The 21248-nt window shown below is 72.8% G+C and carries 24 protein-coding genes; 12 read left to right on the plus strand and 12 right to left on the minus strand.

Going from position 1 to position 21248, the window contains the following annotated elements; all coding sequences use genetic code 11:
* Positions 1–4: 4 nt before the first annotated feature.
* Together AB0K03_RS29525 and AB0K03_RS29530 are read left to right on the plus strand one after the other, a co-directional pair.
* A complete protein-coding gene (locus AB0K03_RS29525; protein WP_364691255.1) occupies positions 5–1291 on the plus strand; it encodes a sensor histidine kinase in 1287 nt (428 codons plus the stop codon).
* A complete protein-coding gene (locus AB0K03_RS29530) occupies positions 1288–1938 on the plus strand; it encodes a response regulator transcription factor (protein WP_364691258.1) in 651 nt (216 codons plus the stop codon). Before AB0K03_RS29525 ends, AB0K03_RS29530 begins: the two co-directional genes overlap by 4 nt.
* Here the strand turns inward: AB0K03_RS29530 and AB0K03_RS29535 are convergent.
* From AB0K03_RS29535 to AB0K03_RS29560, 6 genes are read right to left on the minus strand one after another with little or no spacing between them, the layout of a single operon-like run.
* A complete protein-coding gene (locus AB0K03_RS29535; RefSeq protein WP_364691261.1) occupies positions 1911–2324 on the minus strand; it encodes a VOC family protein in 414 nt (137 codons plus the stop codon). The two genes, AB0K03_RS29530 and AB0K03_RS29535, sit on opposite strands and share 28 nt — an antisense overlap.
* On the minus strand, positions 2317–3156 hold the full coding sequence (locus AB0K03_RS29540) for a helix-turn-helix domain-containing protein (protein ID WP_364691264.1): 840 nt from the start codon (positions 3154–3156) through the stop codon (positions 2317–2319). Before AB0K03_RS29540 ends, AB0K03_RS29535 begins: the two co-directional genes overlap by 8 nt.
* 36 nt (positions 3157–3192) lie before the next feature.
* A complete protein-coding gene (locus AB0K03_RS29545) occupies positions 3193–3696 on the minus strand; it encodes a hypothetical protein (RefSeq protein ID WP_364691267.1) in 504 nt (167 codons plus the stop codon).
* Between the two features lie 13 nt (positions 3697–3709).
* Complete coding sequence (locus AB0K03_RS29550) at positions 3710–5356, minus strand: ATP-dependent DNA helicase RecQ (RefSeq protein WP_364691269.1); 1647 nt, start codon at positions 5354–5356, stop codon at positions 3710–3712.
* 39 nt (positions 5357–5395) lie between these two features.
* Positions 5396–6346 (minus strand): TIGR03557 family F420-dependent LLM class oxidoreductase, encoded by a 951-nt coding sequence (locus tag AB0K03_RS29555; protein ID WP_364691272.1) that lies wholly within the window; start codon positions 6344–6346, stop codon positions 5396–5398.
* Between the two features lie 18 nt (positions 6347–6364).
* Positions 6365–6490 carry a hypothetical protein gene (locus AB0K03_RS29560; protein WP_364691275.1) on the minus strand — a complete coding sequence of 42 codons (126 nt, stop codon included), beginning with the start codon at positions 6488–6490 and terminating at the stop codon, positions 6365–6367.
* Between the two features lie 188 nt (positions 6491–6678).
* Between AB0K03_RS29560 and AB0K03_RS29565 the strand changes: the two genes are divergently transcribed.
* The 8 genes from AB0K03_RS29565 to AB0K03_RS29600 all read left to right on the plus strand — a co-directional run bounded on the left by AB0K03_RS29565 (position 6679) and on the right by AB0K03_RS29600 (position 12501).
* Positions 6679–8274 (plus strand): glycoside hydrolase family 3 N-terminal domain-containing protein, encoded by a 1596-nt coding sequence (locus tag AB0K03_RS29565; protein ID WP_364691278.1) that lies wholly within the window; start codon positions 6679–6681, stop codon positions 8272–8274.
* Between the two features lie 50 nt (positions 8275–8324).
* Entirely contained in the window at positions 8325–8651 is a 327-nt protein-coding gene (locus AB0K03_RS29570; RefSeq protein WP_364691281.1) for a hypothetical protein, read from the plus strand.
* A 61-nt stretch (positions 8652–8712) separates the two neighbouring features.
* Positions 8713–9534 (plus strand): DUF1206 domain-containing protein, encoded by an 822-nt coding sequence (locus AB0K03_RS29575; RefSeq protein WP_364691284.1) that lies wholly within the window; start codon positions 8713–8715, stop codon positions 9532–9534.
* A gap of 55 nt (positions 9535–9589) precedes the next feature.
* On the plus strand, positions 9590–10786 hold the full coding sequence (locus tag AB0K03_RS29580; RefSeq protein ID WP_364691287.1) for a mechanosensitive ion channel family protein: 1197 nt from the start codon (positions 9590–9592) through the stop codon (positions 10784–10786).
* A gap of 72 nt (positions 10787–10858) precedes the next feature.
* Positions 10859–11296, plus strand: coding sequence for a phage holin family protein (locus tag AB0K03_RS29585; RefSeq protein ID WP_364691290.1), 438 nt, complete (start codon positions 10859–10861; stop codon positions 11294–11296).
* Positions 11293–11745, plus strand: coding sequence for a DUF3618 domain-containing protein (locus tag AB0K03_RS29590; protein WP_364691293.1), 453 nt, complete (start codon positions 11293–11295; stop codon positions 11743–11745). The genes AB0K03_RS29585 and AB0K03_RS29590 overlap by 4 nt, the downstream gene beginning before the upstream one ends.
* Positions 11742–12014 carry a DUF4235 domain-containing protein gene (locus AB0K03_RS29595; RefSeq protein ID WP_364691296.1) on the plus strand — a complete coding sequence of 91 codons (273 nt, stop codon included), beginning with the start codon at positions 11742–11744 and terminating at the stop codon, positions 12012–12014. Before AB0K03_RS29590 ends, AB0K03_RS29595 begins: the two co-directional genes overlap by 4 nt.
* Positions 12015–12297: 283 nt before the next feature.
* Positions 12298–12501: a cold-shock protein gene (locus tag AB0K03_RS29600; protein WP_011905669.1), complete on the plus strand. Its 204-nt coding sequence runs from the start codon at positions 12298–12300 to the stop codon at positions 12499–12501.
* 414 nt (positions 12502–12915) lie between these two features.
* Here AB0K03_RS29600 and AB0K03_RS29605 read toward each other — a convergent pair whose 3' ends face one another.
* Together AB0K03_RS29605 and AB0K03_RS29610 are read right to left on the minus strand one after the other, a co-directional pair.
* Positions 12916–13143 carry a hypothetical protein gene (locus tag AB0K03_RS29605; RefSeq protein WP_364691299.1) on the minus strand — a complete coding sequence of 76 codons (228 nt, stop codon included), beginning with the start codon at positions 13141–13143 and terminating at the stop codon, positions 12916–12918.
* Positions 13144–13540: 397 nt separating this feature from the next.
* Entirely contained in the window at positions 13541–14518 is a 978-nt protein-coding gene (locus AB0K03_RS29610; protein WP_364691302.1) for an aldo/keto reductase, read from the minus strand.
* A gap of 67 nt (positions 14519–14585) precedes the next feature.
* On the opposite strand from AB0K03_RS29610, the gene AB0K03_RS29615 reads away from it, so the two are divergent.
* Entirely contained in the window at positions 14586–15353 is a 768-nt protein-coding gene (locus AB0K03_RS29615) for a trans-aconitate 2-methyltransferase (RefSeq protein WP_364691305.1), read from the plus strand.
* A 9-nt stretch (positions 15354–15362) separates the two neighbouring features.
* Positions 15363–16382 (plus strand): adenosine deaminase, encoded by a 1020-nt coding sequence (locus AB0K03_RS29620; protein WP_364691308.1) that lies wholly within the window; start codon positions 15363–15365, stop codon positions 16380–16382.
* A gap of 103 nt (positions 16383–16485) precedes the next feature.
* On the opposite strand, the gene AB0K03_RS29625 is transcribed toward AB0K03_RS29620, so the two are convergent.
* The 4 genes from AB0K03_RS29625 to AB0K03_RS29640 form a co-directional block, all read right to left on the minus strand.
* Positions 16486–16650, minus strand: coding sequence for a hypothetical protein (locus tag AB0K03_RS29625; RefSeq protein WP_364691311.1), 165 nt, complete (start codon positions 16648–16650; stop codon positions 16486–16488).
* 23 nt (positions 16651–16673) lie between these two features.
* Positions 16674–18887, minus strand: coding sequence for an RICIN domain-containing protein (locus AB0K03_RS29630; protein WP_364691314.1), 2214 nt, complete (start codon positions 18885–18887; stop codon positions 16674–16676).
* Between the two features lie 243 nt (positions 18888–19130).
* Entirely contained in the window at positions 19131–20447 is a 1317-nt protein-coding gene (locus AB0K03_RS29635) for a HAMP domain-containing sensor histidine kinase (protein WP_364691317.1), read from the minus strand.
* Between the two features lie 104 nt (positions 20448–20551).
* Positions 20552–21241 carry a response regulator transcription factor gene (locus AB0K03_RS29640; RefSeq protein ID WP_199513587.1) on the minus strand — a complete coding sequence of 230 codons (690 nt, stop codon included), beginning with the start codon at positions 21239–21241 and terminating at the stop codon, positions 20552–20554.
* Positions 21242–21248 lie beyond the last annotated feature (7 nt).

Raw genomic sequence — 21248 nt, forward strand, 5'->3', positions numbered from 1 at the left:
GACGATGCTGGTGGACCGGAACGTCCTGGAGCGGGTGTCGCGGGGTTGGCGTACCCGCCTCGACCGGCGGCTGCGGTTGTTGCCGTACGTGGCGCTCGCGGCGTCGACGCTGCTCGTGGTGCTCGGCCGGAACGAGACCGGCCTGATCCGGCAACCGCTCGCCGTGTCGTTCGCGGTGGCCGTGGTGACGACCGGGTGGCTGCTCTGGTTCACCACGCTGCACCCGCAGTGGGAGGGCCGGCAGCGGACGATGGCGGTGTACTTCGCCGGGCTCATCGTGCTGATCGCCGTACTGGTCTGGACCAACCCGCTGTACGGCTTCTTCGCCTGGACGGGATACCTGAACGTCCTGTACCTGCGGGGCCGCTGGCGGTTGGCCGGCGCGGGGACCGTGGGGATCTGGACGGCGGTGTCCCAGGTCGGCGGCTTCACCGTCTTCACCCACCCGGACCAGTGGCCCATGCTGGGCGTCTTCATCGCCCTCAACGTCACGATCGGCACGGCGATGACCTACCTGTCGATCGTCACCAACAACCACCACGCCCGGCGCGCCGAGATCGTCGCGCAACTGGAGGAGGCGAACGACAAGCTCGCCCGGGCCCTCGCCGAGAACGCGGGCCTGCACGCGCAGTTGCTCGTCCAGGCCCGCGAGGCCGGCGTGCTCGACGAACGCCAGCGCCTGGCGGGGGAGATCCACGACGTGCTGGCCCAAGGGCTGACCGGCATCGTCACCCAGCTGGAGGCCGCCGACCAGGCCGAGCGCCGGCCGGTGGACCGGCGGCGGCACCTGGACACCGCACGGCGGCTGGCCCGCGACAGCCTCACCGAGGCCCGGCGGTCGGTGCAGGCGCTGCGGCCCCGGCCGCTGGACGCGGCCACCCTGCCCGACGCGCTCGCCGAGGTCACGGACGCCTGGTCGGCCCAGCACGCGGTGCCGGCCGAGCTGATCACCACCGGCACGGCGTACCCGTTGCTGCCCGAGATCGAGGCGACGCTGCTGCGGACCGCGCAGGAGGCGCTCGCCAACGTGGCCCGGCACGCCGGCGCCGGCCGCGTCGCTCTCACCCTGTCCTACATGGAGGATCTCGTGACCCTCGACGTGCGCGACGACGGCGCCGGCTTCGACCCGCAGGCGCCGCGCGCCGAGGCGTACGAGGGTGGCTACGGGCTGCTCGCCATGCGGGAACGCGTCCAGCGCATCGCCGGCACCCTGGAGATCGAGTCGGAGCCCGGCTCGGGCACGGCGATCTCGGCCTGCGTCCCGGCGATCCACCTGGGGGCCGCCGCGTGATCAGGCTGCTGATCGTCGACGACCATCCGGTGGTCCGCGACGGCCTGCGCGGCATGTTCGCCGGCGACGACCGGTTCGAGGTGTGCGGCGAGGCGGCCGACGGCGCGGAGGCGCTGGCCGTGGCCCGCACGGTGGAGCCGGACGTGGTGCTGATGGACCTGCGGATGCCCGGCATGGACGGCGTCTCCACCATCCGGGCGCTGCGCGAGCAGGGCTTCCCGGCCCGGGTGCTGGTGCTGACCACGTACGACACGGACAGCGACGTGCTGCCGGCGATCAAGGCCGGGGCGACCGGCTACCTGCTGAAGGACACCCCGCGCGAGGAGCTGTTCCGGGCGGTCGCGGCGGCGCACCGCGGCGAGTCGGTGCTGTCCCCGGCGGTGGCCGGCCGGCTCATGGGCGAGCTGCGCTCACCCGCCCGTGAGCCGCTCAGCCAGCGTGAGCTCGAGGTGCTCGGGCTGATCGCGCAGGGGTGCTCCAACAAGGAGGCGGCGTCGCGGCTGTTCATCAGCGAGGCGACGGTGAAGACCCACCTGCTGCACGCGTACGCGAAGCTCGGGGTTCGTGACCGCGCGGCGGCGGTGGCCGCGGCCTTCGAGCAGGGCCTGCTGGGCAACGGTCAGTTCTTCCGCGGCTCGCCGCGGTAGGTGCCGAACTGCCAGAGGTTGCCCTCGGGGTCGCGAGCGGCGAAGTCGTGTGAGCCGTAGTCGGTGTCGTAGGGCTCGCGCAGGATCTCCGCGCCCGCCTTCACCGCGCGCTCGTGGACGGCGTCGACGTGATCGGTGACGACGTAGGCGCCGAACGTGCCCGGGCGCAGCGGCCACGAGTCGCCCGGTTCGTCGCGGTGCGAGCCGAGCATGATTCCGCCGCCCTCGGGCCAGCTGAGCTGCGCATGCTCGACGCGGTCGCCGTCGCCGTGCACGACGGTCTCCGCGAACCCGAATGCGTCGACGAGGAAGCGGATGAGGGCGCGGGCGTCGCGTGCCCGCAGCGTGGGCCACACCTGCGGGGGTGGCGTCGTGAGGTCAGTCATGGTCCTCATGGTGGCCCGCGGCGAGCTCCGCGGCTTGGACAAAACCGATCTCCTCGGCCATCCACTGCGACGGCGGACAGCCCGCGAAGTCGTGGAACTCCCGCGCGAGGTGTGCCTGGTCGTAGTACCCCGCCTCGGCGGCCAGGGCCGCCAGCCGGACGCCGGGTCGCAGCCGGCGCCGCGTGCGGTCGAAGCGGACCACGCGGGCGGCCGCCTTGAGGCCGAGCCCGGTCTCGGCCCGGAACATGCGGGTGAGATGGCCAGCGCTCCACCCGGTTTCGGCGGCCAGCGCGGCGACGCTCACCCTGCCGCCGGTGTCCAGCAGGCGGTCGAAGGCGTACGCGACATCCGGATGCGCGTCCCCGCGCCCGAGCCGGCGCCGCAGCTCCTCGTCGACCGCGGCGAACCGTTCCGCCCAGCCGCTTGCCTGCCGAAGGCGTTCCCGGACCCGGTCCACGGTCCCGGGCCCCAGCACGGTGGCGGCGTCGACGTCCGTGGCGGCCAGTTCGGCGGCCGGCAGACCCAGCAGGCCGCGGCACGCCAGCGGATGCAGCGCCACCTGGACGCCCGACTGGAAGCCGTCGTGTGTGATCATCGCGGGACGCACGTGCAGGCCGCCGGCGAGCGCGTCGTAGCGGCCGGGGGACTGCCGCGGGTCGGGGTGGCCGGCGACGACCAGCGGGTCGTCGATCGTGAAGATCAGCGTGAGGTACGGCGACGGCAGCCCGCGATGCGTTCCCGCGGCCACGCCGGCCTGCCGGTAGCCGGAGTACCACCCCACGTGGGGGCGCAGCGGCGCCGACGGCCGGGCGCGGACGTACTCGTCGACCATGCCCCAGCTTGGCACCGGCGCCCCCGCCGCGCGAGATCAGCTCGCGAGAGCCTTCGCGAGGTCGTCGCGGAAGGCGCGCTCGCTCTCGGTCACCTGGTCGCCGCCGATGCCCAGCACGCCGCCGGTGGAGGCGGCGCCGACCACGCTCTCGGCGATCTCCACGAGCCAGTGCTTGTACGTCTCGGCGTCCGAGGGCTGCGCCTTGGCCGCCAGCAGCGCCGACGCCTGCGCCGCGCGGGCGATGACGTCCTGGGCGTACCCGGCCGGGTCGGCGGGCTCGATCGCCGGCATCTCCTCGCCGAGGTCCGGGTCGCCGGTCGCGTCCAGCACGGCCCCGGCGACCGCGGTCACCAGCGGGCTCGCCGACCCGCGGGCGTCGGAGATCTGGTCCAGCCCCGCGGCGGTCTCCTGGCGCGTCTTGCGGGCGCCGTCCGGGGTGGCCGCGCTCGCGGCGGTCAGCACCGACTGCGGCAGCCCGACGAGCAGGCCCCATTCGGCGTCGGTGAAGCCGAACTGGGCGTACAACGGTTCGTCCGTCACAGAAATCCTCACTTCACTTCGGGTTCTCGGGCACCAGCAGAGCATTCTCCTCGACGACGGGTACGGAGAGGGTCTTGTAACCCACCTCCTCGAAGAGCACCGTCACCCGGTCCTCCTCGTAGCCCATCACCATGCCGGGGCCCCACTCGCCGTGGCGTACGGTGCTGTGCACGGCGAACGGCACGTCGCCCGTCGCCTCCTCGACCTCCTCCGCGACCCCGTCGACACAGTTGTCGCAGTGGCCGCAGGGCTTCTTCGTCTCCTCGCCGAAGTACGCCAGCAGCGTCATCGTGCGGCAGGCCCGGGCCTGGGCGAAGCCGCGCATCATGTCCGTACGCGAGCGCTGGACGGTCTGCTGGCGCTCGTACTCGGCGACGGCCCGTTCGGCCGCCTTGGCCGGCAGCGGCGCGTACCGAGGCACCGTCCAGTTGTTGCCGTCGCCGGCCTTCGCGGCGCCGACCTGTTCCAGCAGGCCCAGGAACTGGCCGAGTTTGCGCGGCCCGAGGCCGGTCTTCTCCTTGAGCGCGGTCTTGGTGGCCGGGCCGGCGCGCAGGGCGGCGGCGAGCTCGCGCAGCTCCGTGACGTCCGGGCTGCCACCGGAGAAGAACCGCTGGATGCCCTCGTCCTCGGCGCGCCACAGCAGCAGCGCGCGGGCCGGTTCGCCGTCGCGGCCCATCCGGCCGATCTCCTGGAAGTAGCTGTCCGGGGAGTCGGGCAGCGCCACGTGCGCGACCCAGCGGATGTTGGGCTTGTCGATGCCCATGCCGAACGCCGAGGTCGCCACCATGATGTCGATCTCGTCGGCGGTGAAGTCCTCGTGCCGCTGCTCGCGGGCGCCGGCCGCCATGCCGCCGTGGTAGAAGTCGGCGGAGTAGCCGGCCTGGGTCAGCCGCTCCGCGAGCTCCTCGGCCGCCCGGCGGGTCGCCACGTAGATGATGCCGGGGCGCGGCGCCTCGTCGAGCAGCGCGGTCAGCCGCCGCCAGCGGTAGTCCTCGTCCGGGCAGTACGCGACCTCGAGGAACAGGTTCTCGCGGTCCAGCCCGGAGACGTGGATCTCGGGCCGGTGCAGGCCGAGGCGTTCGATGATGTCGTCGCGCACCGGGGGAGAGGCGGTCGCGGTCAGCGCCAGCACGGGCGGGCGGCCGATGCCCTTGATCAGGTGACCGATCTGCAGGTAGTCCGGGCGGAAGTCGTGGCCCCACGCCGAGATGCAGTGCGCCTCGTCGATGGCGACCAGGCCGGGGCGCAGCGCGCGCACCTCGGCCAGCCGCTCCGGGTCGCTGAGCTGCTCGGGCGTGATGAACAGGAACTCCGCCCGGCCCTCCTGGATCTCCCGGATCGCCTCGCGCTGCTGCGCCGGCGTCTCGGCGGAGCTGACCCGCACCGCGCGCAGCTTCGGGTCGTCGTACGCGTTGAGCGCGGCGATCTGGTCCTGCTGCAGGGCCAGCAGCGGTGAGATCACCACTGTCGGCCCCGGCAGCAGGACCGCCGGGATCTGGTAGATCGCCGACTTGCCGGCGCCCGTGGGCAGCACGACCAGCGCGTCCTTGCGCCGCAGCACGGCGCGCATCGGTTTGAACTGGCCGGGGCGCAGGGACGGCCATCCGAAGTGCTTGCGGGCGACCCTGCGCAGCCGTGGCCCGTAGACGGGGATCTTCATCGAGCGGCCATTGTGCCCAGCGGCCGCCACGGTGAAACGCTAGGCATGCTTGGGCAGGACGTGCTCGGCGTACAGGTCGAACAGGCCCTGGTAGTGCGGGCCGGTGTTGGCCACGTAGATCTCGTCGAAGCCGGCCTGCGCGTACTGGTCGATCATGTCGAGGTGCGCCTGCGGGTCGTTGCCGCAGACGAACGACTCCTTGATCATGTCTTGGGTGACGAGCTGGGAGGCCTGCTCGAAGTGCTTCGGCGTCGGCAGCACCTGGGACAGCTCGCCGGGGACGCCGGCGTTGGGCCACTTCTCGTACGCGATCCGCGCGCCCTCCTCCTCGGTGGCCGCGTACGCCGCCTTGAAGCCGGCCTGGCAGACCCGGTCGCCGCCACCGGCGGAGCGGAACTGCTGCACCGCGTCGCCGTCGGGGCTGACGTGGATGTACCCCTCGCCGATGCGCGCGGCGACCTCGATGGCCTTCGGGCCGAAGCCGGACACCAGGATCTCGACGGGCTTCTCGGGGAGGGTGTAGATGCGCGCGTTCTCGACCGTGTAGTGCTTCCCGCGGTAGGAGACGTTGCCGCCCTTCCACAGCTCCCGCATGATCTCGACGGCCTCCTCGAGCATCTCCAGGCGGACGTCGGCCTCGGGCCAGGCGTCGCCGAAGATGTGCTCGTTGAGCGCCTCGCCGGTGCCGACGCCGAGCCGGAACTTCCCGCCGGTCAGCACGGCGCTGGTCGCGGCGGCCTGCGCGATGACGGCCGGGTGGATGCGTACGGTCGGGCAGGTCACCGCGGTGGTGATGGGCAGGCTGCAGGCCTGGCTCAGGGCGCCGATGGACGACCAGACGAACGCGCTCTGACCCTGCGCGTCGACCCACGGGTGGTAGTGGTCGGAGATCCACAGTGCCGAGAAGCCGGCCCGTTGCGCGCCCTTGGCCTGCTCGATGAGCTCCGCCGGGCCGTACTCCTCGCTGGACAGGAAATATCCGATTCGCATGGCGGTGGGGTACCCGCGCTACTTGCCGCCGAACATCCTCTTGATGGCCCAGAAGAGGATCAGCGCGGCGAGGGCGACGCCCAGGAGCCGGACGGCGTGGACCTCGGACCAGTCGACGCCGGAGGCGCCCAAGGGCTGCGACACGCTCCGGAGCCTACCGTCACGGGCGCGCTCCCAGGACTTTAAGTACACTTAATAGAAAGGTTTGTTGACTGAAATCCTGATGTGGGCGACCATAGGTCGTCGCCGCACCCACGACGGTTGTCGGTTGATCACTGAGGGGGACGCGCTCGCGGAGCGCGTATTGATCGTCACCGGAGGTACGCGGACTCATGCCGAATTCTGGCGAACTGCCCGAACTCGCCGCGACGGTACTGCAGCCCGGATTCGTCGGCACCACCGTGCCCGATTGGGTACGGCGCAGTCTCGCGGAAGGGCTCGGCGGCGTGGCGCTGTTCGCGCGCAACGTCGAATCGCCCGCCCAGGTCGCGGCTCTGACCGCCCAGCTGCGCGCCGAGCGGCCCGACGTCATCGTGGCCATCGACGAGGAGGCCGGCGACGTCACCCGCTTCGAGTCGCGGCACGGCAGCTCCCGCCCGGGCAATCTCGCGCTCGGCGCCATCGACGACACCGAGCTGACCGGCGCCGTCGCCCGCGACCTCGGCCTCGACCTCGCCCGGGCCGGCATCACCCTGGACTACGCCCCGGACACCGACGTCAACTGCAACCCCGACAACCCCGTCATCGGGGTACGGGCGTTCGGCGCGGAGGCCGGTCTCGTGGCCCGCCACAGCGCGGCCTGGATCGAAGGGCTGCAGGAATCCGGTGTGGCGGCCTGTGCCAAGCACTTCCCGGGGCACGGCGACACCGCCGTCGACTCCCACCACGACGTGCCGGTCATCGACCACGACCTCGCCCGCCTGACCGAGTGCGAGCTCGTGCCGTTCCGTGCCGCCATCGCGGCCGGCGTCCAGTCGATCATGACCGGGCACCTGCTCGTGCCGGCGTACGACCCGGAGCTGCCGGCCACCCTCAGCCGCCGCATCCTCACCGGGCTGCTCCGCGAGGAACTGGGCTTCGACGGGCTGATCGTCACCGACGGCATCGAGATGCAGGGCGTACGGCGCAAGTACGGGCTCGAGGGCGCCACCGTCCGGGCCCTCGCCGCGGGCGCCGACGCGATCTGCGTGGGCGGCGACCACGCCGACGAGCACACCGCGCTGCGGTTGCGGGACGCCATCGTGGCCGCGGTGCGCAGCGGCGAGCTGTCCGAGGCCCGGCTGCGCGACGCCGCGGCCCGGGTGCGACGCCTCGCCACCTGGACGCTGGAGACCCAGACCGCGATCGGGGCCCGCGCGGTCGCCGACGCCGCCGGCGCCACAGCGGTCCTCGCCGGGGCCGCGCAGGAGTCGCCGGCCGTCGCCGGCTCGGTCGTGGGCCAGGCCGCCGCTCGCCGGGCCGTCAAGGTGACCACGTCCGCCGAGGCGCCGGAGCTGCCGCTCACGCTCGCACCGCACGTCGTCGAGTTCGCCCCGCCCCGCAACATCGCGATCGGCGCGGAGACGCCGTGGGGTGTGGCCGCGCCGCTGGCCGAGCTGCTGCCGGGCACCACGTCCGTACGGCTCTCCGCCGACGACCTCGCCGGCGTGACCGATCCGGCCGCGCCCGTGCTCACCGGGGTCGGCGCCCGGCCGCTCGTGCTGGTGGTCCGCGACGCGCACCGGCACCCCTGGGTCGCCGACGCGCTGGCCCGCACCCTCGCCGTACGCCCCGACACGATCGTGGTCGAGATGGGGGTGCCGATCTCCGTGGCCGGTGGGCTGCACCTGGCGACGCACGGCGCCACCCGTGCCTGCGGCCGGGCCGCGGCCGAGATCATCGCGGGGGCGGTCGTGCCGGACCGCGTCGCACAGGCGCTCGCCGCCTGACGTCCATCAGCGCCGGCCTGGGGTCGCGCGGGGCCCGTATCCTCGAGCAGGTGACGAACACCGCAGCCCGCCGCACCGCCGCCCTGCTCACCGCCGCCGCCCTCGGTCTCGGCCTGCTCGCCGGGTGCAGCAACGACAACGTCTCCTGTGGGCTCGACCAGTGCACGGTCACCATCGACCGCAGCGTGAACGCCAGCGCGAGCGTGCTCGGCGTGGAGGCGAAGTTCGTCAGCGCCGACCAGAACACCGTGACCCTCGAGATCGCCGGCGAGCAGGTGCAGCTCACCAAGGGACAGCAGGCGGTGGACGTCGGCGGCCTGCAGGTGAGCCTCGACAGCATCACCTCCGACAGCGTGGGCATCCAGGTCTCGCGATAGCACGGCACGGCGGCACGCGACGAAGGTTTGGGAAAACTTTCCATCGGTAACTTGAGCGGCCATGACAGCCTCCTCACACGTCCGCGGCACGGCGTCGCGCGCCGCCGACAGCAAACCGCTGGAATATCTGGCCCGTGGCGGATTCCTCGCGTACGGAGTCATCCACCTGCTCCTCGCCTGGATCGCGCTGCAGGTCGCCTTCGGCAGCTCCGCCAACGAGAGCGACCAGACCGGGGCGTTCCAGAACCTCGCGAGCCAGCCGATGGGCAAGACGCTCGTGATCATCACCGTGGTCGGCATGATCGGGCTCGCGCTCTGGCAGGCGTTCGAAGCGGCCATCGGGGAGAGCGGCGAGCAGGACAAGGAGGCGCTCGCCAACCGGGTCCTCTCCGGCATCCGGGCGGTCATCTACCTGTCGTTCGCCTGGACCGGCATCAAGGTGCTGCAGGGCTCCGGCTCCTCCACCGGCGACAGCCAGGAGAAGGGCGCGTCGACCCTGATGGACAACGGCGGCGGCCGCTTCCTGGTCGGCCTCATCGGCCTGATCGTCGTGGGCGTCGGCGTGGGCCTGGTGATCTACGGACTCAAGAAGAAGTTCGAGAAGCGCCTCAACACCCAGCAGATGAACACCGCCGTGCAGAAGACCACCCGCCGGCTCGGCATGGCCGGCTACACCGCCAAGGGCGTCGCGTTCGGCATCGCCGGCGTGCTGGTCGTCGCCGCCGCCGTCACGTACGACCCGGAGAAGGCGCGTGGGCTCGACGCCGCCCTCAAGACGCTGGCGGGCCAGCCGTACGGCCCGTGGCTGCTGGGGCTCGTCGCCCTCGGCTTCGCGGCCTTCGGCGTCTACTGCTTCTTCCAGGCCCGCTACCGCAAGGTGTGATCGGGCAGGGCATGCTTGGGGGCTGGGAACGAAACCCTGGTGAGGAGAGGGATCCGTGACCAGCCTGCTCAAGGCATTGCTCGCCGTCGTGGTCGCCGCCGGAGCTGCGATCGTGCTGGTCGAGGTGACGCACCGCGTCATGCTGCGCCTCGGCCGCCGGTCGCAGCTCCTGCACGACCTCGGCACGACCGCGCACCGGCCGTTCCTCGCCGCCGCCACGGTCTTCGCCGTGCAGGTGGCCGTCCGCGGCTTCGCCGGCCCCTTCCCCGGCCGCGGCTGGGTCGTCCACCTGCTCGTCATCGCGGTGATCGCGTCGGTGGCCTGGCTGGTCGGCGCGCTGCTGCTGGTGCTGGAGGACGTCGCGCTGTCCAGATGGCGCGTCGACGTCCCCGACAATCTCAAGGCGCGCCGGCTCAAGACCCAGGTCCAGATGCTGCGCCGGGTGACCGTCGCCGCGATCGTCGTGCTCACCCTCGGCGTCGTGCTGATGACGTTCCCGGCCGTACGCGCCCTCGGCGCCAGCGTCCTCGCCTCCGCCGGCATCGTCTCCGTGATCGCCGCCCTCGCCGCGCAGAGCACCCTCGGCAACCTCTTCGCCGGGCTCCAGCTGGCGTTCAGCGACGCCGTCCGGATCGACGACGTGGTGGTGGTCGAGGGGGAGTGGGGCCGCATCGAGGACCTCACGCTCACGTACGCCGCCGTGCAGATCTGGGACGACCGCCGGCTGATCCTGCCCACCTCGTACTTCACCACCAAACCGTTCCAGAACTGGACCCGTACCGGATCGGCGGTGCTCGGCACCGCGGAGATCGACGTGGACTGGTCCGCGCCGGTCGAGGACCTGCGCACCGAGCTGCGCGCGGTCTGCGAGGGCACCGAGCTGTGGGACGGCCGGGTGTGCGTCCTGCAGGTCACCGAGGCGATCGGCGGCATGATCAGGCTGCGGGCCCTGGTCAGCGCCAACGACGCCGGCGCGCTCTGGGATCTGCGCTGCCTCGTCCGTGAACGGCTCGTGAGGTGGGTCTTCGAGCACCGCCGGGACGCCCTGCCGCGCGTGCGCGCCGATCTTGCGGGTGCCGGCGGCGCTCAGGTCGTACGCGAAAAGGTGCATTTTCATCCGGATACCGAGGCGTCCGAGGACGCGCGCGTCTTCAGCGGCGCCGGCGACGGCGACGAACGGGCCGCGGCCTTCGCCGGACCGGAAGCCGTCACCACACCCGACGGAGTGGCGATGCCCGGGAAAAGGCCCTGAAGCCGCTGCGCATCCCCGAGGATTGACAGGTCCGCCATCAGGGCATAGAGCGGACAGGGAAAGGAGGACACCATGGCCGATGTCCTGAACGGTAGCCCGGCCCGTCCGGCGACCGACCAGTCCACCTCGGAGCTGGTTCAGAAGGCGAGCGAGCAGCTCACCCGACTCGTCCGGGACGAGATCGCGCTCGCGAAGGCGGAGCTCACGGAGAAGGGCAAGCACGCCGGCATCGGTGTGGGTCTGTTCGGCGGGGGCGGAGTGCTCGCCCTGTACGGCGTCGGCGCGCTGCTCGCCACGCTCATCATCGTGCTGGACCTCTTCCTGCCGCTGTGGCTCGCCGCTCTGATCGTGACCGTGGTGCTGTTCGCCGCGGCCGGGGTTCTCGCGCTGCTCGGCAAGAAGCAGGTCACCCAGGCCGTCCCGCCGGAGCCGAAGTCCGCCATCGAGAGCGCGAAGGCGGATGTCGACGAGGTCAAGCACGCGATCAAGAGCGGTAGGAGCCGGGCATGAGCGACAGGAACGGATCCGCGAAGAACGGGTCCGCGGGCGGCAAGCCCGACGTGGAGGCGCTGCGCGCGGAGATCAAGCAGACCCGCGCCGAACTGGGTGAGACGGTCCAGGCCCTCGCGGCCAAGGCGGACGTCAAGGCCCGGGCGAAGGAGCAGGTCGAGCTCACCAAGGCCAAGGCGAAGGCGCAGATGCACGAGGCGACCGAGCGGGTGCGCGGAGCGGCGGCGAGCGCCGCGGCCGTCGCGTCCGACAAGGTCCGTGCGGCGACCTCGCAGGCCGGTGACAAGGTCTCGCTCGCGACCGACAGGGTCAGGGAGACGGGTGCGCTGGACAAGGCGCAGGACGCCCGCGAGCAGGTACGCCGCAACCCGGTGCCGTTCGCGGCCGTGCTGGCGGCCGGCGTGGCGCTGGTCGGCATCATCCTGATCGTGCGGGGGAGGCGCCGGTGAGCGGCAACCTCCAGAAGATCGCCTACCGGCCGGTCGGCCTGATCCTCGGCCTCGGCGCCGGCGCGATCGCGGGGTTCGTCTTCAAGGAGGTCTGGAAGCTGGCCGCCGGTGACGACGACGCGCCGAGCCCGACGGACGAGGACCGCGGCTGGGGCGAGATCATCGCGGCCGCCGCCCTGCAGGGCGCCATCTTCGCGACGGTCCGGGCTCTCGTGGACCGAGGCGGAGCGGTGGGTGTCCGCAAGATGACCGGCAAGTGGCCGGATTGATTGTTGAGATAGCTGTATAGACCACCGTCAAGGCCCTCGGCGCTCCCGAGGGCCTTTTCGCGTCTACTCAATCCGTCCAAGGGGAAGCTTTCCGGGTGGTTCGTCGGGTACAGTGTGGCCAGTTTTTGTGTAAGTGGTTCAGGTGGTGGGGTTCTCCTTCTGGCGAATCCCGGCCTTCTGCAGGAGGCCGATCCCTCTGAAATGCCGCACGTCGGCGCCGCTGCTCGAAAACGACCATCGGCCCCGCATCACCGGGCCGGCATTTTCAGAAGGAGAGTTCAGCATGGCGCAAGGAACCGTGAAGTGGTTCAACGCAGACAAGGGCTTCGGCTTCATCACCGTCGACGGCGGGGGTGCTGACGTGTTCGTCCACTTCTCGGCCATCCAGACGAGCGGCTACCGCACTCTGGAAGAGAACCAGCGGGTCGAGTTCGAGATCGCCCAGGGCCAGAAGGGCCCGCAGGCGGAGCAGGTTCGCCCCCTCTGAGACCAACCGGCCGGCGGTGACGTCGGCTGCCGATTTTCTGGCGGAGATCGGCGCTCATGCATCGGCCTCGTACCCCTGGCCGGGGGTGCGAGGCCGTTCGCGTTCCCGTCGACTGCGCGGCCTGCTGTCCGTGATGCCGCGCGAGCCCGGCGGGCGCTGCGGCGGGCGGCCCCGGTCGGGCTCGGGGCCGCCATCATGCGGCCTTCCCGTCGTCGTACCGGGGCCCGCCGTTGTGGCAACCCCGTCGTGCGGGGCCTGCGCGTCGTGCGGCCTGCGCGTCGTGTGCGGCACCCTGGGGCTGGGTGGTCTGCGCGTGCTGCCGTCGTGCGTGGCACTCCGGTGGTGCGTGGCCTGCGTGGTGCTGGTGCTGCCGTCGTGTGCGGCACCCCCGGTCGTGCGTGGGACCGCGTCGGGTCAGGTCTGCGGTGCGCCGGCGCTGTCGTGCGGGGTCGTGGCGGGCTGCTGCTTGCTGCGGGCCCGGATCCGGACGCCCGTGACGATGAGGGCCAGCCCGGCGACCGCCAGCACCGGGCCCACGACCGCGAAGGCCGTCACGCCGCTCATGATGCTGTCGTGGACCAGGTCCAGTCCCTGGGCGGTCCACAGCACGCCGAGCACCAGGCCCAGCATGCCCGCCGTCATCCAGAGCCAGCCCGTCAGCGGCTTCCCTTCGCCCTGCGGGTCTGAAGCTGTGCCCGTTGCGCCCGTGGCGTGCGCGTCCGGGCCGTCAGCCGGAGCGTCGGGCCCGTCGAGCGAACCGGCCGAGGCGCCGGGAAGGCCGAAGGGGCGGCCCGAGGCGTCGGGCCCACCAAGAGAGCCGGCCGGGGTGCCGGAAGCGGCAAAGGGGCCGGTCCGGGTGCCGGGAGCGCTGTAAGGGTCGGCCGGGGTGCGGGGAGCACCGTAAGGGTCGGCCGGGGTGCCGGGAGCGCCGTAAGGGCCTGCCGAAGCGGCCGCCCCGCCGAAAGGGCCGGTCGTCGAGCCGGGCCCGCCGAAGGCCGGCCGGCCGGGTGGGTGGGCGCCCCCGGCCGGGGCGGCGCCGTCACCAGCGGTCATGGACCTGGGGGCGGATCAGCTCGTCGTACACGGCCTGGACCGCCTGGTGCGCCTCCGCGGGCAGGGCGGGGAGGCCGGCCGCCGCCGCGTTGCCGCGGGCCTGGCCGGCGTTGCGGGCGCCCGGGATCACGACGGTCACCGCGGGGTGGTCGAGGATCCAGCGGAGCGCGAACTGGGCCATGGTCGCGCCTTCCGGCACGTACGGGCGGAGCCGGTTCACGGCCTCGAGGCCCGTGGCGAAGTCGACGCCGGAGAACGTCTCGCCGACGTCGAAGGCCTCGCCGTGGCGGTTGTAGGTGCGGTGGTCGTCCGCGCTGAACGTGGTGTTCTCGTCGTAGCGGCCGGACAGCAGGCCCGAGGCCAGCGGCACGCGGGCGATGATGCCCACGCCCGCCTCCGCCGCCGCGGGCAGGACGCGCTCCAGCGGCTTGAGGCGCAGGGCGTTGAAGATGATCTGGACGCTGGCGGTGCCCGGGCGGGCGATCGCGGCGAGGGCCTCGTCGACCTTCTCGACGCTGACGCCGTACGCCGCGATGCGCTTCTCCTGCACGAGCGTGTCGAGCGCGTCGTACACCTCGCCGGTGCTGAAGACCGGGGTGGGCGGGCAGTGCAGCTGGACGAGGTCGAGGGTGTCCACGCCGAGGTTGGCGCGGGAGCGGTCGGTCCAGGCGCGGAAGTTGTCGAGCGTGTAGTTGCCGGGCTCCTGCGCGACGCGGCGGCCCATCTTGGTCGCGATCGTGAGGCCGGGGTGGCTCTTGCGGAAGCTGCCGATGACCTGTTCGCTGCGGCCGTCGCCGTACACGTCGGCGGTGTCGATGAACGTCACGCCGGAGTCGACCGCGGCCGCGAGCGTCGCGTGCGCGTCCTCCTCGGTGACCTCTCCCCAGTCGGCGCCGAGCTGCCACGCGCCGAGACCGATCACTCCGACTTCCCGCCCGAGGCGGCCGAACCTCCGCTTTTCCACGGGAGCGAGCCTACCGCCCGGTGGTACGCTGCCAAAAAAGACGTACGTACGGTTTGGAGAAGCGGTCATGTGGGATCCCGCCGTCTACCACCGCTACGGCACCGAGCGCTCGCGCCCGTTCTTCGACCTCATGGCGCGCATCGGCGCGGACGGCCCCCGCGAGGTCGTCGACCTGGGCTGCGGGCCCGGCGAGCTGACCGCGACGCTCGCCGAGCGCTGGCCGCAGGCGCGGGTCACCGGCCTCGACTCCTCGCCGGAAATGATCGCGAAGGCGGCCGCGCTCGGCTCGGCCGCGCAGTTCCGGGTGGCGGACCTGACCGCGTGGCGTCCCGGGCCGGCGACCGGCGTCGTGGTCACGAACGCCGCGCTGCAGTGGGTCCCGGAGCATCGGGAGCTGATCACCGCGTGGGCGCGGGAGTTGCCCGCCGGCGCCTGGTTCGCCATGCAGGTGCCCGGGAACTTCGACGCCCCGTCGCACCGCGCGCTGCGGGAGGTGGCGCGCAGCGAACCGTACGCGGCCGTCGTCGGTGACGTGGTGCGGGACGCGCCCGTGGACGACGCCGCCGGCTATGCGGCCCTGCTGCTCGACGCCGGGGCGACGGTGGACGCCTGGGAGACCACGTACGTGCACCTGCTGCCCGACGGCGGCGACGAGCACCCGGTCCTGCGCTGGATGGAGGGCACCGCCCTGCGCCCCGTCAAGGCGGCGCTCGGCGACCTGGCGTGGCGTACCTTCCGGGTCACGCTGAATGCGCGGCTCCGCGCGGTCTACCCTGCCCGGAGCGGACACGTGGCGTTCCCGTTCCGCCGGATCTTCGTGGTGGCGCATCTCTAGGGGGACCAAGTGACCGAGCTGGCGTCGTTCATCGCCGGACTGCCGAAGGCGGAGCTGCACGTGCACCACGTGGGCTCCGCGTCGCCGCGGATCGTCGCGGAGCTGGCCGCCCGGCACGAGGGGCAGTCGCCGGTCCCGACCGATCCCGCGGCGCTCGCCGACTACTTCGCGTTCAGCGACTTCGCACACTTCATCGAGGTGTACCTCACGGTCGTGGACCTGATCCGCGACGACGAGGACGTGCGGATGCTGACGTACGAGATCGCCCGGGAGCTCGCGCGCCAGCAGGTGCGCTACGCCGAGCTGACCATCACGCCGTACTCGCACGTGCGGCGCGGCATTCCGGCGCCGGCGTTCTGCGAGGCCATCGAGGACGCCCGCGCCGGCGCGGCCCGTGACTTCGGCATCGACCTGCGCTGGTGCTTCGACATCCCGGGCGAGGCGGGGCTGCCCGCCGCCGACGAGACGCTGCGGATCGCGCTCGAGGAACGGCCGGACGGGCTGATCAGCTTCGGTCTCGGCGGCCCCGAGGTGGGCGTTCCGCGGCCGCAGTTCAAGCCGTACTTCGACAAGGCGCGGGCGGCCGGGCTGCACAGCGTGCCGCACGCCGGGGAGACGACCGGTCCGCAGACGATCTGGGACGCGCTGCGCGACCTGGGCGCCGAGCGCATCGGGCACGGCATCGCGGCCGCGCAGGATCCGCAGCTCATGGCGTACCTGGCCGAGAACCGGATCCCGCTGGAGGTGTGCCCGACCTCGAACGTGCGCACCCGGGCGGTGCGCGTCGTCGACGAGCACCCGCTGGCGACGCTGGTGGCCGCGGGCGTGCTCGTCTCGATCAATTCCGACGACCCGCCGATGTTCGGCACCACGCTCGAGGAGGAGTACGCCGTGGCGGCGCACCTGCTCGGCCTGGACGCCGCCGGGGTCGCCGGGCTGGCCCGCGCCGCGGTGGACGCGTCGTTCCTGCCGGCCGCAGGCAAGGATCGTCTGCTGGCCGAGATCGACGCGTACGCCGAGGCGCACTGAGGCCACGGCACCGGCCGGCCACGGGGCCGGCGGGCGCGGGACCGGCCGGCGCGGGACCGGCCGGCGCCGGACCGGCCGGCGCCGGACCGGCGGTTGCGGCGGGTCAGAAGCGGCCGGCGTACAGCGGGTCCTGCCAGATCGCCAGCACGGCGAGGATGCCGATCGTCAGGATCGCCACCACGCGCACGACGCGGCGCCGGTTGAAGAACCGGTTGCGCTCATCGTCCTCGTCGACCTGCGGTTCGGTGCGTACGTCCGTGTCCAGCATCGTCTCTCTCCCTCGCCCGGACCTCAGCCGGGCACCGCCGTCCAACTCTGGTGCCTCGCCCCGGCCGGCTGCTGCAGCACCAGCATCCGGGCCGCGCCGAAGCGCTGGGTGCCCACGCCGGCGGCCAGGCCGCCCACATCGGTACGCAGGCTGAAGCCGTGATCGGTGGCGAACAGCTGCCACCGGCCACTGTCGTTCGTCGTGCAGTCGCCCTGGATCAGCGGCGCACCGGCCACCGGGTTGCCGTCGAGCGGGACCACACACTTGCCGGTCGCCCGGGACTGCAGCGAGAAGGTGCCGCCCCCGGCCGGGACGAGCCGCCACTGCTGCTGGGCGCCGCCGTCCGCGCCGCCCAGGGTGAGCGGCGTGCCGTTGGCCGTGCGTGCGGCGTACAGGTCGGCCGCGCCGCCGGTCAGCGAGTTCGTGAGCACGAACCACGAGTTCGCGGCGGGCCGGGCCGCCGGCGCGGACTGGGCGGTGGCGCGCGCGGTGTAGCCGTGACCGGCGCTGCGGATGGTGACCTGGTACTTCGTGTCCGGCCGGAGCCCGATCAGCCGCGCGCGGGTCGCCACGGTGGTCGCTACGGCGATGCCGTCCACGGACACCTCGTACTTGGCGTCGGGGGCGGCGGCGCTCCAGTTGAGGCGGACGGACGTGCTGGTCGGGTCGCGGACCTCCAGAACGGCCTGCGGCGCGGGCGCCACCGCGGCCACCGGGGCGGTGGGTACGCCGGACGCGGCCGGCGTCTGCGGCGCGGGCGCGCCGGTCGCCGGGGTGACCGACGGGGCCGCGGTGGGCTGACCGGGCCCGGCCGGGGCGTCACCGCCGCCGTCCGAGGCGTCGCCGCCGATGGCGCCGGGCGTCGTGGCGGTGGGGACCGGCGCCTGCGTGGGCCCGGCCGGCGCGGACGCCGGCGGGGTCGCCGACGGCTCTGCCGGGAGATCCTCGGGCGCGTCCGGTACGTCGTCGCCGCCGTCGCTGTGCAGCAGGAAGTCGCTGCGGGCCACGTTCCAGTTCTCGGCGAGGTAGCTGCCCGGCTTCGGGTCGGTGCTGAAGTAGTCGTCGTGCCCGCAGTCGAGGCGGTTCTCGTGCTGTTTCGGGCATACCGCACGGATGGGGATGCCGGAGCGGTCGGGGCGGCAGAGCAGGTCGTAGTCGTCGGTGCAGCTGCCGCCGCCGGTGGCGTTGGGGGAGTCCTGCAGCAGGGCGCCGAGCATGTGCGTGGTCTCCTGGGCGGCGACCACCGAGCCCCAGCAGCCGGTGTCGACCCGCCCGTACGACGGCCCGCCGTTGTTGCGGTTGCCCTGCCCCGGCCGGTTGTCGGCGATGTACGTGCCGATGCCGCAGTACACGTTGGCATCCGAGAAGATCAGATATTTGCGGTCGGCGCGGTTGTAGCCCAGTGTCTGCAGCGCGCCGATGGTCTGCGGGAACGATGCCAGCGCGCCCTCGGGCATCTGCACCTCGGCGACGTCCACCCGGCACTGCGGGGTGGTCACGTACCGGATGTGCCGGGAGCCGCCGGTCTCGGCCGCGCTCTCGTCGAAGATCCGGTCCACACCGGCGGCCCACGTACGGATCGAGCCGACGTAGTCGGTGTAGCGGCTCGGGGTGCCGAACTCGTGCAGATAGAGGACCTGGATGCGGTTGCCCGTACGCCCGTCGCCCTCGCAGGCCACGTCGTGCGCGCCCATGACGAAGTCGGCGTCGCCCGGCGCGGCGTCCGGGATGAGCGCGGGCGCGCCCGGGGTGAGCGAGCTGCCGCCCTGGTCGCGGACGATCTCGGCGTCCGGCGGCACGGTGCCCGCCTCGTGCCGCGGCTCCTGCGGCTCGGGCACCTTGGCGGTGACCGGGGCGACGTCGCGGCTCACCTTGAGCCCGGCGGGCGCCGGGTCGGGCCCGTGCGTGCAGGTCTCGTCGTCCAGCTCGTACGAACCCGTGCACAGCGACTTCTCGCCGGCCGCGGCCAGCCCGTCGTAGACCAGGCCCTGCCCGGGGTCGTCGGCGGGCAGGCCCGCGTACGTGATGCGCTCGCGGTCCTGGCCGCCGCAGTCCTGGTTCAGCCCGCCGCAGACGACGCTGGGGCCCACCAGCCCGCCGATGCCGAGCACACCGACGCCGAGCAGCACGGGCAGCAGCCGGTGCGGGCGCGCGCCGGAGCGTCGCCGGCCACGGTCGGGCGTGCGCCGCCGCTGCGGCGCCTCCCCACGAAGCGCAGGCCGTCGGTGCGCGGACAAATGATCTCCTTGTGCTGCGGGGCGCGGTGGGAGGGGGTTATGGGGTGACCACCTCCCACCGCGCGGAGGCTTCACCGGCCCGGGGTGTGGGGACGTGCTGCGGGCTTCGAGCCGGGAAGCCGGATGGGATCGGGGTAGAGCGTGCCAGCCCGGGTTCGCCAGCGGAACGCCCTTAATACAGATCTAAGCAATCGTTGTACCGTCCGGGGTAATTCCCTTCCGGGCCGTGCCGTGTCGGTGATTTCACTCCTCGTCCGTGCGTTGATGCGGCCACTTTCGTCTGGCCGGATCGCGTTCGCGGGCCATCCGGCCCACGAGCCCGAACCGGCTCGCCTGTTTGGGTGGCGCCTCCGCATCGGCGAGCAACATGACCACGCTCGCGCCACCCATCGCGGCCCGGGCGAGGCTCACCGAGCCGCCGGCCGCCTGCGCCGCGCGCCGGGCGATGTCCAGGCCGAGGCCGGTGGATCCCTGCTCGCTCTGCCCGCGCTGCAGGGCCTTCTCCGGGTCGTCGATGCCGGGGCCGGCGTCGTCCACGCGCAGGGCGACCCAGCCGTCACGCCGCGAGATGCCCACCTCGAAGGCGGTGCCCTGCGGGGTGTAGCGGAAGACGTTGCCGAGGATGGCGTCGAGCGCGGCGGCCAGCTCCGTGCGGGCCACCGGCACGGGAATGCGCAGCTGAGCGCCGACCACCCGGTACTGCCTGTTCTGGTCGCCGGCCAGGGCGGACCAGAAGACCATGCGGTCGCGGACCACCTCGGCGGCGTCGCACAGACCCTCCTCGGGTGCGTCCGCGACCTGCGCCGCGACCGCGGCCCGGGTGGTGTTGATCAGCTGATCGACCTCGCCCTCGAGGGTGACGATGGCCTGCCGGATGCGCCGGATGCCGCGCCGGCGGTCGACCTCCTGGGCGGTCAGGTCCATGATCTGCGTGTCGTCCGGGTCCAGCGCCTCGGCGTCCAGGCGCAGCACGGTCAGCGGGGTCCGCAGGCGGTGCGACAGGTCGGCCACCAGCTCGCGTTCGCTGGTGCGCGACGTGACGAGGCGGTCGGCCATGCGGTTGAACGCGTACCCGGCCTCGGCGAGCTCGCGCGGGCCGGAGGGCTGGATGCGCACGCCGAGGTCGCCGCCGCCCACGGCCATCGCCGCGTGCACCAGGTTGCGGACCGAGCCGACCGCGCCGCGGGCGAGCCGGTCCACGACGATCACCGAGCCGAGGACCAGGCCCAGCGCGATGCCGAGCAGGATCCACCAGTCCCGGGCCGTGCCCTCGCCCAGCTCGGAGTCGGGCACGAAGACCTCGACCACGGACGTCTTCTGGCCGACGGTCACGGGCTGCAACCGGACGATGCCGCCCGCGACGTCCACCTCGACCGGTTCCGTCCCGCGGGCCACCGACACCAGTCTCTCCGCGGGCACGCGGCTGTCCTGGGTGGTCCCGGGGGCGTGCACGATCGGGTTGCCGCCGGCCGCCTTGAGCGCGGCCTCCAGGCCCTTCTTGCCCGCCCCGGCCTCCAGCGCCCCGGCGACGATGGCGCTGCGCTGGCCGGCCGCGGCCATGGCGGTGTCACGGTGGTCCGCCCGCAGTTCCCAGCCCAGGGGGATGAGGAACGCGAGGGCGGCGACGGTGGTGGTGGCGGCGCTGACCCAGGCCAGCCGCGCCCTCAGTCCGGGGCCACCAACCGGAATCCGACTCCCCGCACGGTGCGCAGGTAACGAGGCTTCGCCGCGGATTCGCCCAGTTTCCGACGGAGCCAGTACAGATGCACGTCGATCGTCTGGTCCTCGCCGACTGACGGCTGTCGCCATACCTCCTCCAACAGCTCACGACGGGACACCACCCGGCCCGGGCGCGCGGCCAGGTAGGCGAGCAGATCGAATTCCTTGCGGGTCAGGGCCAGCGGCTGGTCCCCGAGGCTGGCGCTGCGCTCGCCGATGTCGACGCGCAGCTCGCCCACCTCGTGCACGGCGGGCTGAGCCGTGCGGCTCGCCCGCCCGACGCGGCGCAGCACCGTGGTGATCCGTGCGTCGAGGTGAGCGCCGGTGAACGGCTTCACCATGTAGTCGTCGGCGCCGGCACGCAGCAGCCGGACGACGGTCTGCTCGTCGTCGCGCGCGGTCGCGATGATGATCGGCACGTCGGTGATGCCGCGCAGCATCCGCAGCGCGTCGGAGCCGTCCAGGTCGGGCAGGCCCAGGTCGAGCACCACCAGGTCGGGGGTCTCGGCGGCGACCCGGCGCAGGGCGTCGAGGGCCGTCCCGACGGCGTGCACGGCGTGCCCCCGGTCGGCCAGCGACCGGAGCATCGCACCGCGCACGACGTGGTCGTCCTCGACGAGCAACACCGTGGCCATGCGAAGA

The sequence above is a fragment of the Actinoplanes sp. NPDC049316 genome (genome assembly GCF_040677315.1).
Lineage (GTDB): Bacteria > Actinomycetota > Actinomycetes > Mycobacteriales > Micromonosporaceae > Actinoplanes.

Coding starts and splice junctions, on each gene's coding strand:
- AB0K03_RS29525 (WP_364691255.1), top strand. CDS start 5: ATGCTGGTGGACCGGAACGTCCTGGAGCGGGTGTCGCGGGGTTGGCGT.
- AB0K03_RS29535 (WP_364691261.1), bottom strand. CDS start 2,324: ATGACTGACCTCACGACGCCACCCCCGCAGGTGTGGCCCACGCTGCGG.
- AB0K03_RS29540 (WP_364691264.1), bottom strand. CDS start 3,156: ATGGTCGACGAGTACGTCCGCGCCCGGCCGTCGGCGCCGCTGCGCCCC.
- AB0K03_RS29550 (WP_364691269.1), bottom strand. CDS start 5,356: ATGAAGATCCCCGTCTACGGGCCACGGCTGCGCAGGGTCGCCCGCAAG.
- AB0K03_RS29555 (WP_364691272.1), bottom strand. CDS start 6,346: ATGCGAATCGGATATTTCCTGTCCAGCGAGGAGTACGGCCCGGCGGAG.
- AB0K03_RS29565 (WP_364691278.1), top strand. CDS start 6,679: ATGCCGAATTCTGGCGAACTGCCCGAACTCGCCGCGACGGTACTGCAG.
- AB0K03_RS29575 (WP_364691284.1), top strand. CDS start 8,713: ATGACAGCCTCCTCACACGTCCGCGGCACGGCGTCGCGCGCCGCCGAC.
- AB0K03_RS29585 (WP_364691290.1), top strand. CDS start 10,859: ATGGCCGATGTCCTGAACGGTAGCCCGGCCCGTCCGGCGACCGACCAG.
- AB0K03_RS29590 (WP_364691293.1), top strand. CDS start 11,293: ATGAGCGACAGGAACGGATCCGCGAAGAACGGGTCCGCGGGCGGCAAG.
- AB0K03_RS29600 (WP_011905669.1), top strand. CDS start 12,298: ATGGCGCAAGGAACCGTGAAGTGGTTCAACGCAGACAAGGGCTTCGGC.
- AB0K03_RS29605 (WP_364691299.1), bottom strand. CDS start 13,143: ATGACGGCGGGCATGCTGGGCCTGGTGCTCGGCGTGCTGTGGACCGCC.
- AB0K03_RS29615 (WP_364691305.1), top strand. CDS start 14,586: ATGTGGGATCCCGCCGTCTACCACCGCTACGGCACCGAGCGCTCGCGC.
- AB0K03_RS29625 (WP_364691311.1), bottom strand. CDS start 16,650: ATGCTGGACACGGACGTACGCACCGAACCGCAGGTCGACGAGGACGAT.
- AB0K03_RS29635 (WP_364691317.1), bottom strand. CDS start 20,447: ATGGCCGCGGCCGGCCAGCGCAGCGCCATCGTCGCCGGGGCGCTGGAG.
- AB0K03_RS29640 (WP_199513587.1), bottom strand. CDS start 21,241: ATGGCCACGGTGTTGCTCGTCGAGGACGACCACGTCGTGCGCGGTGCG.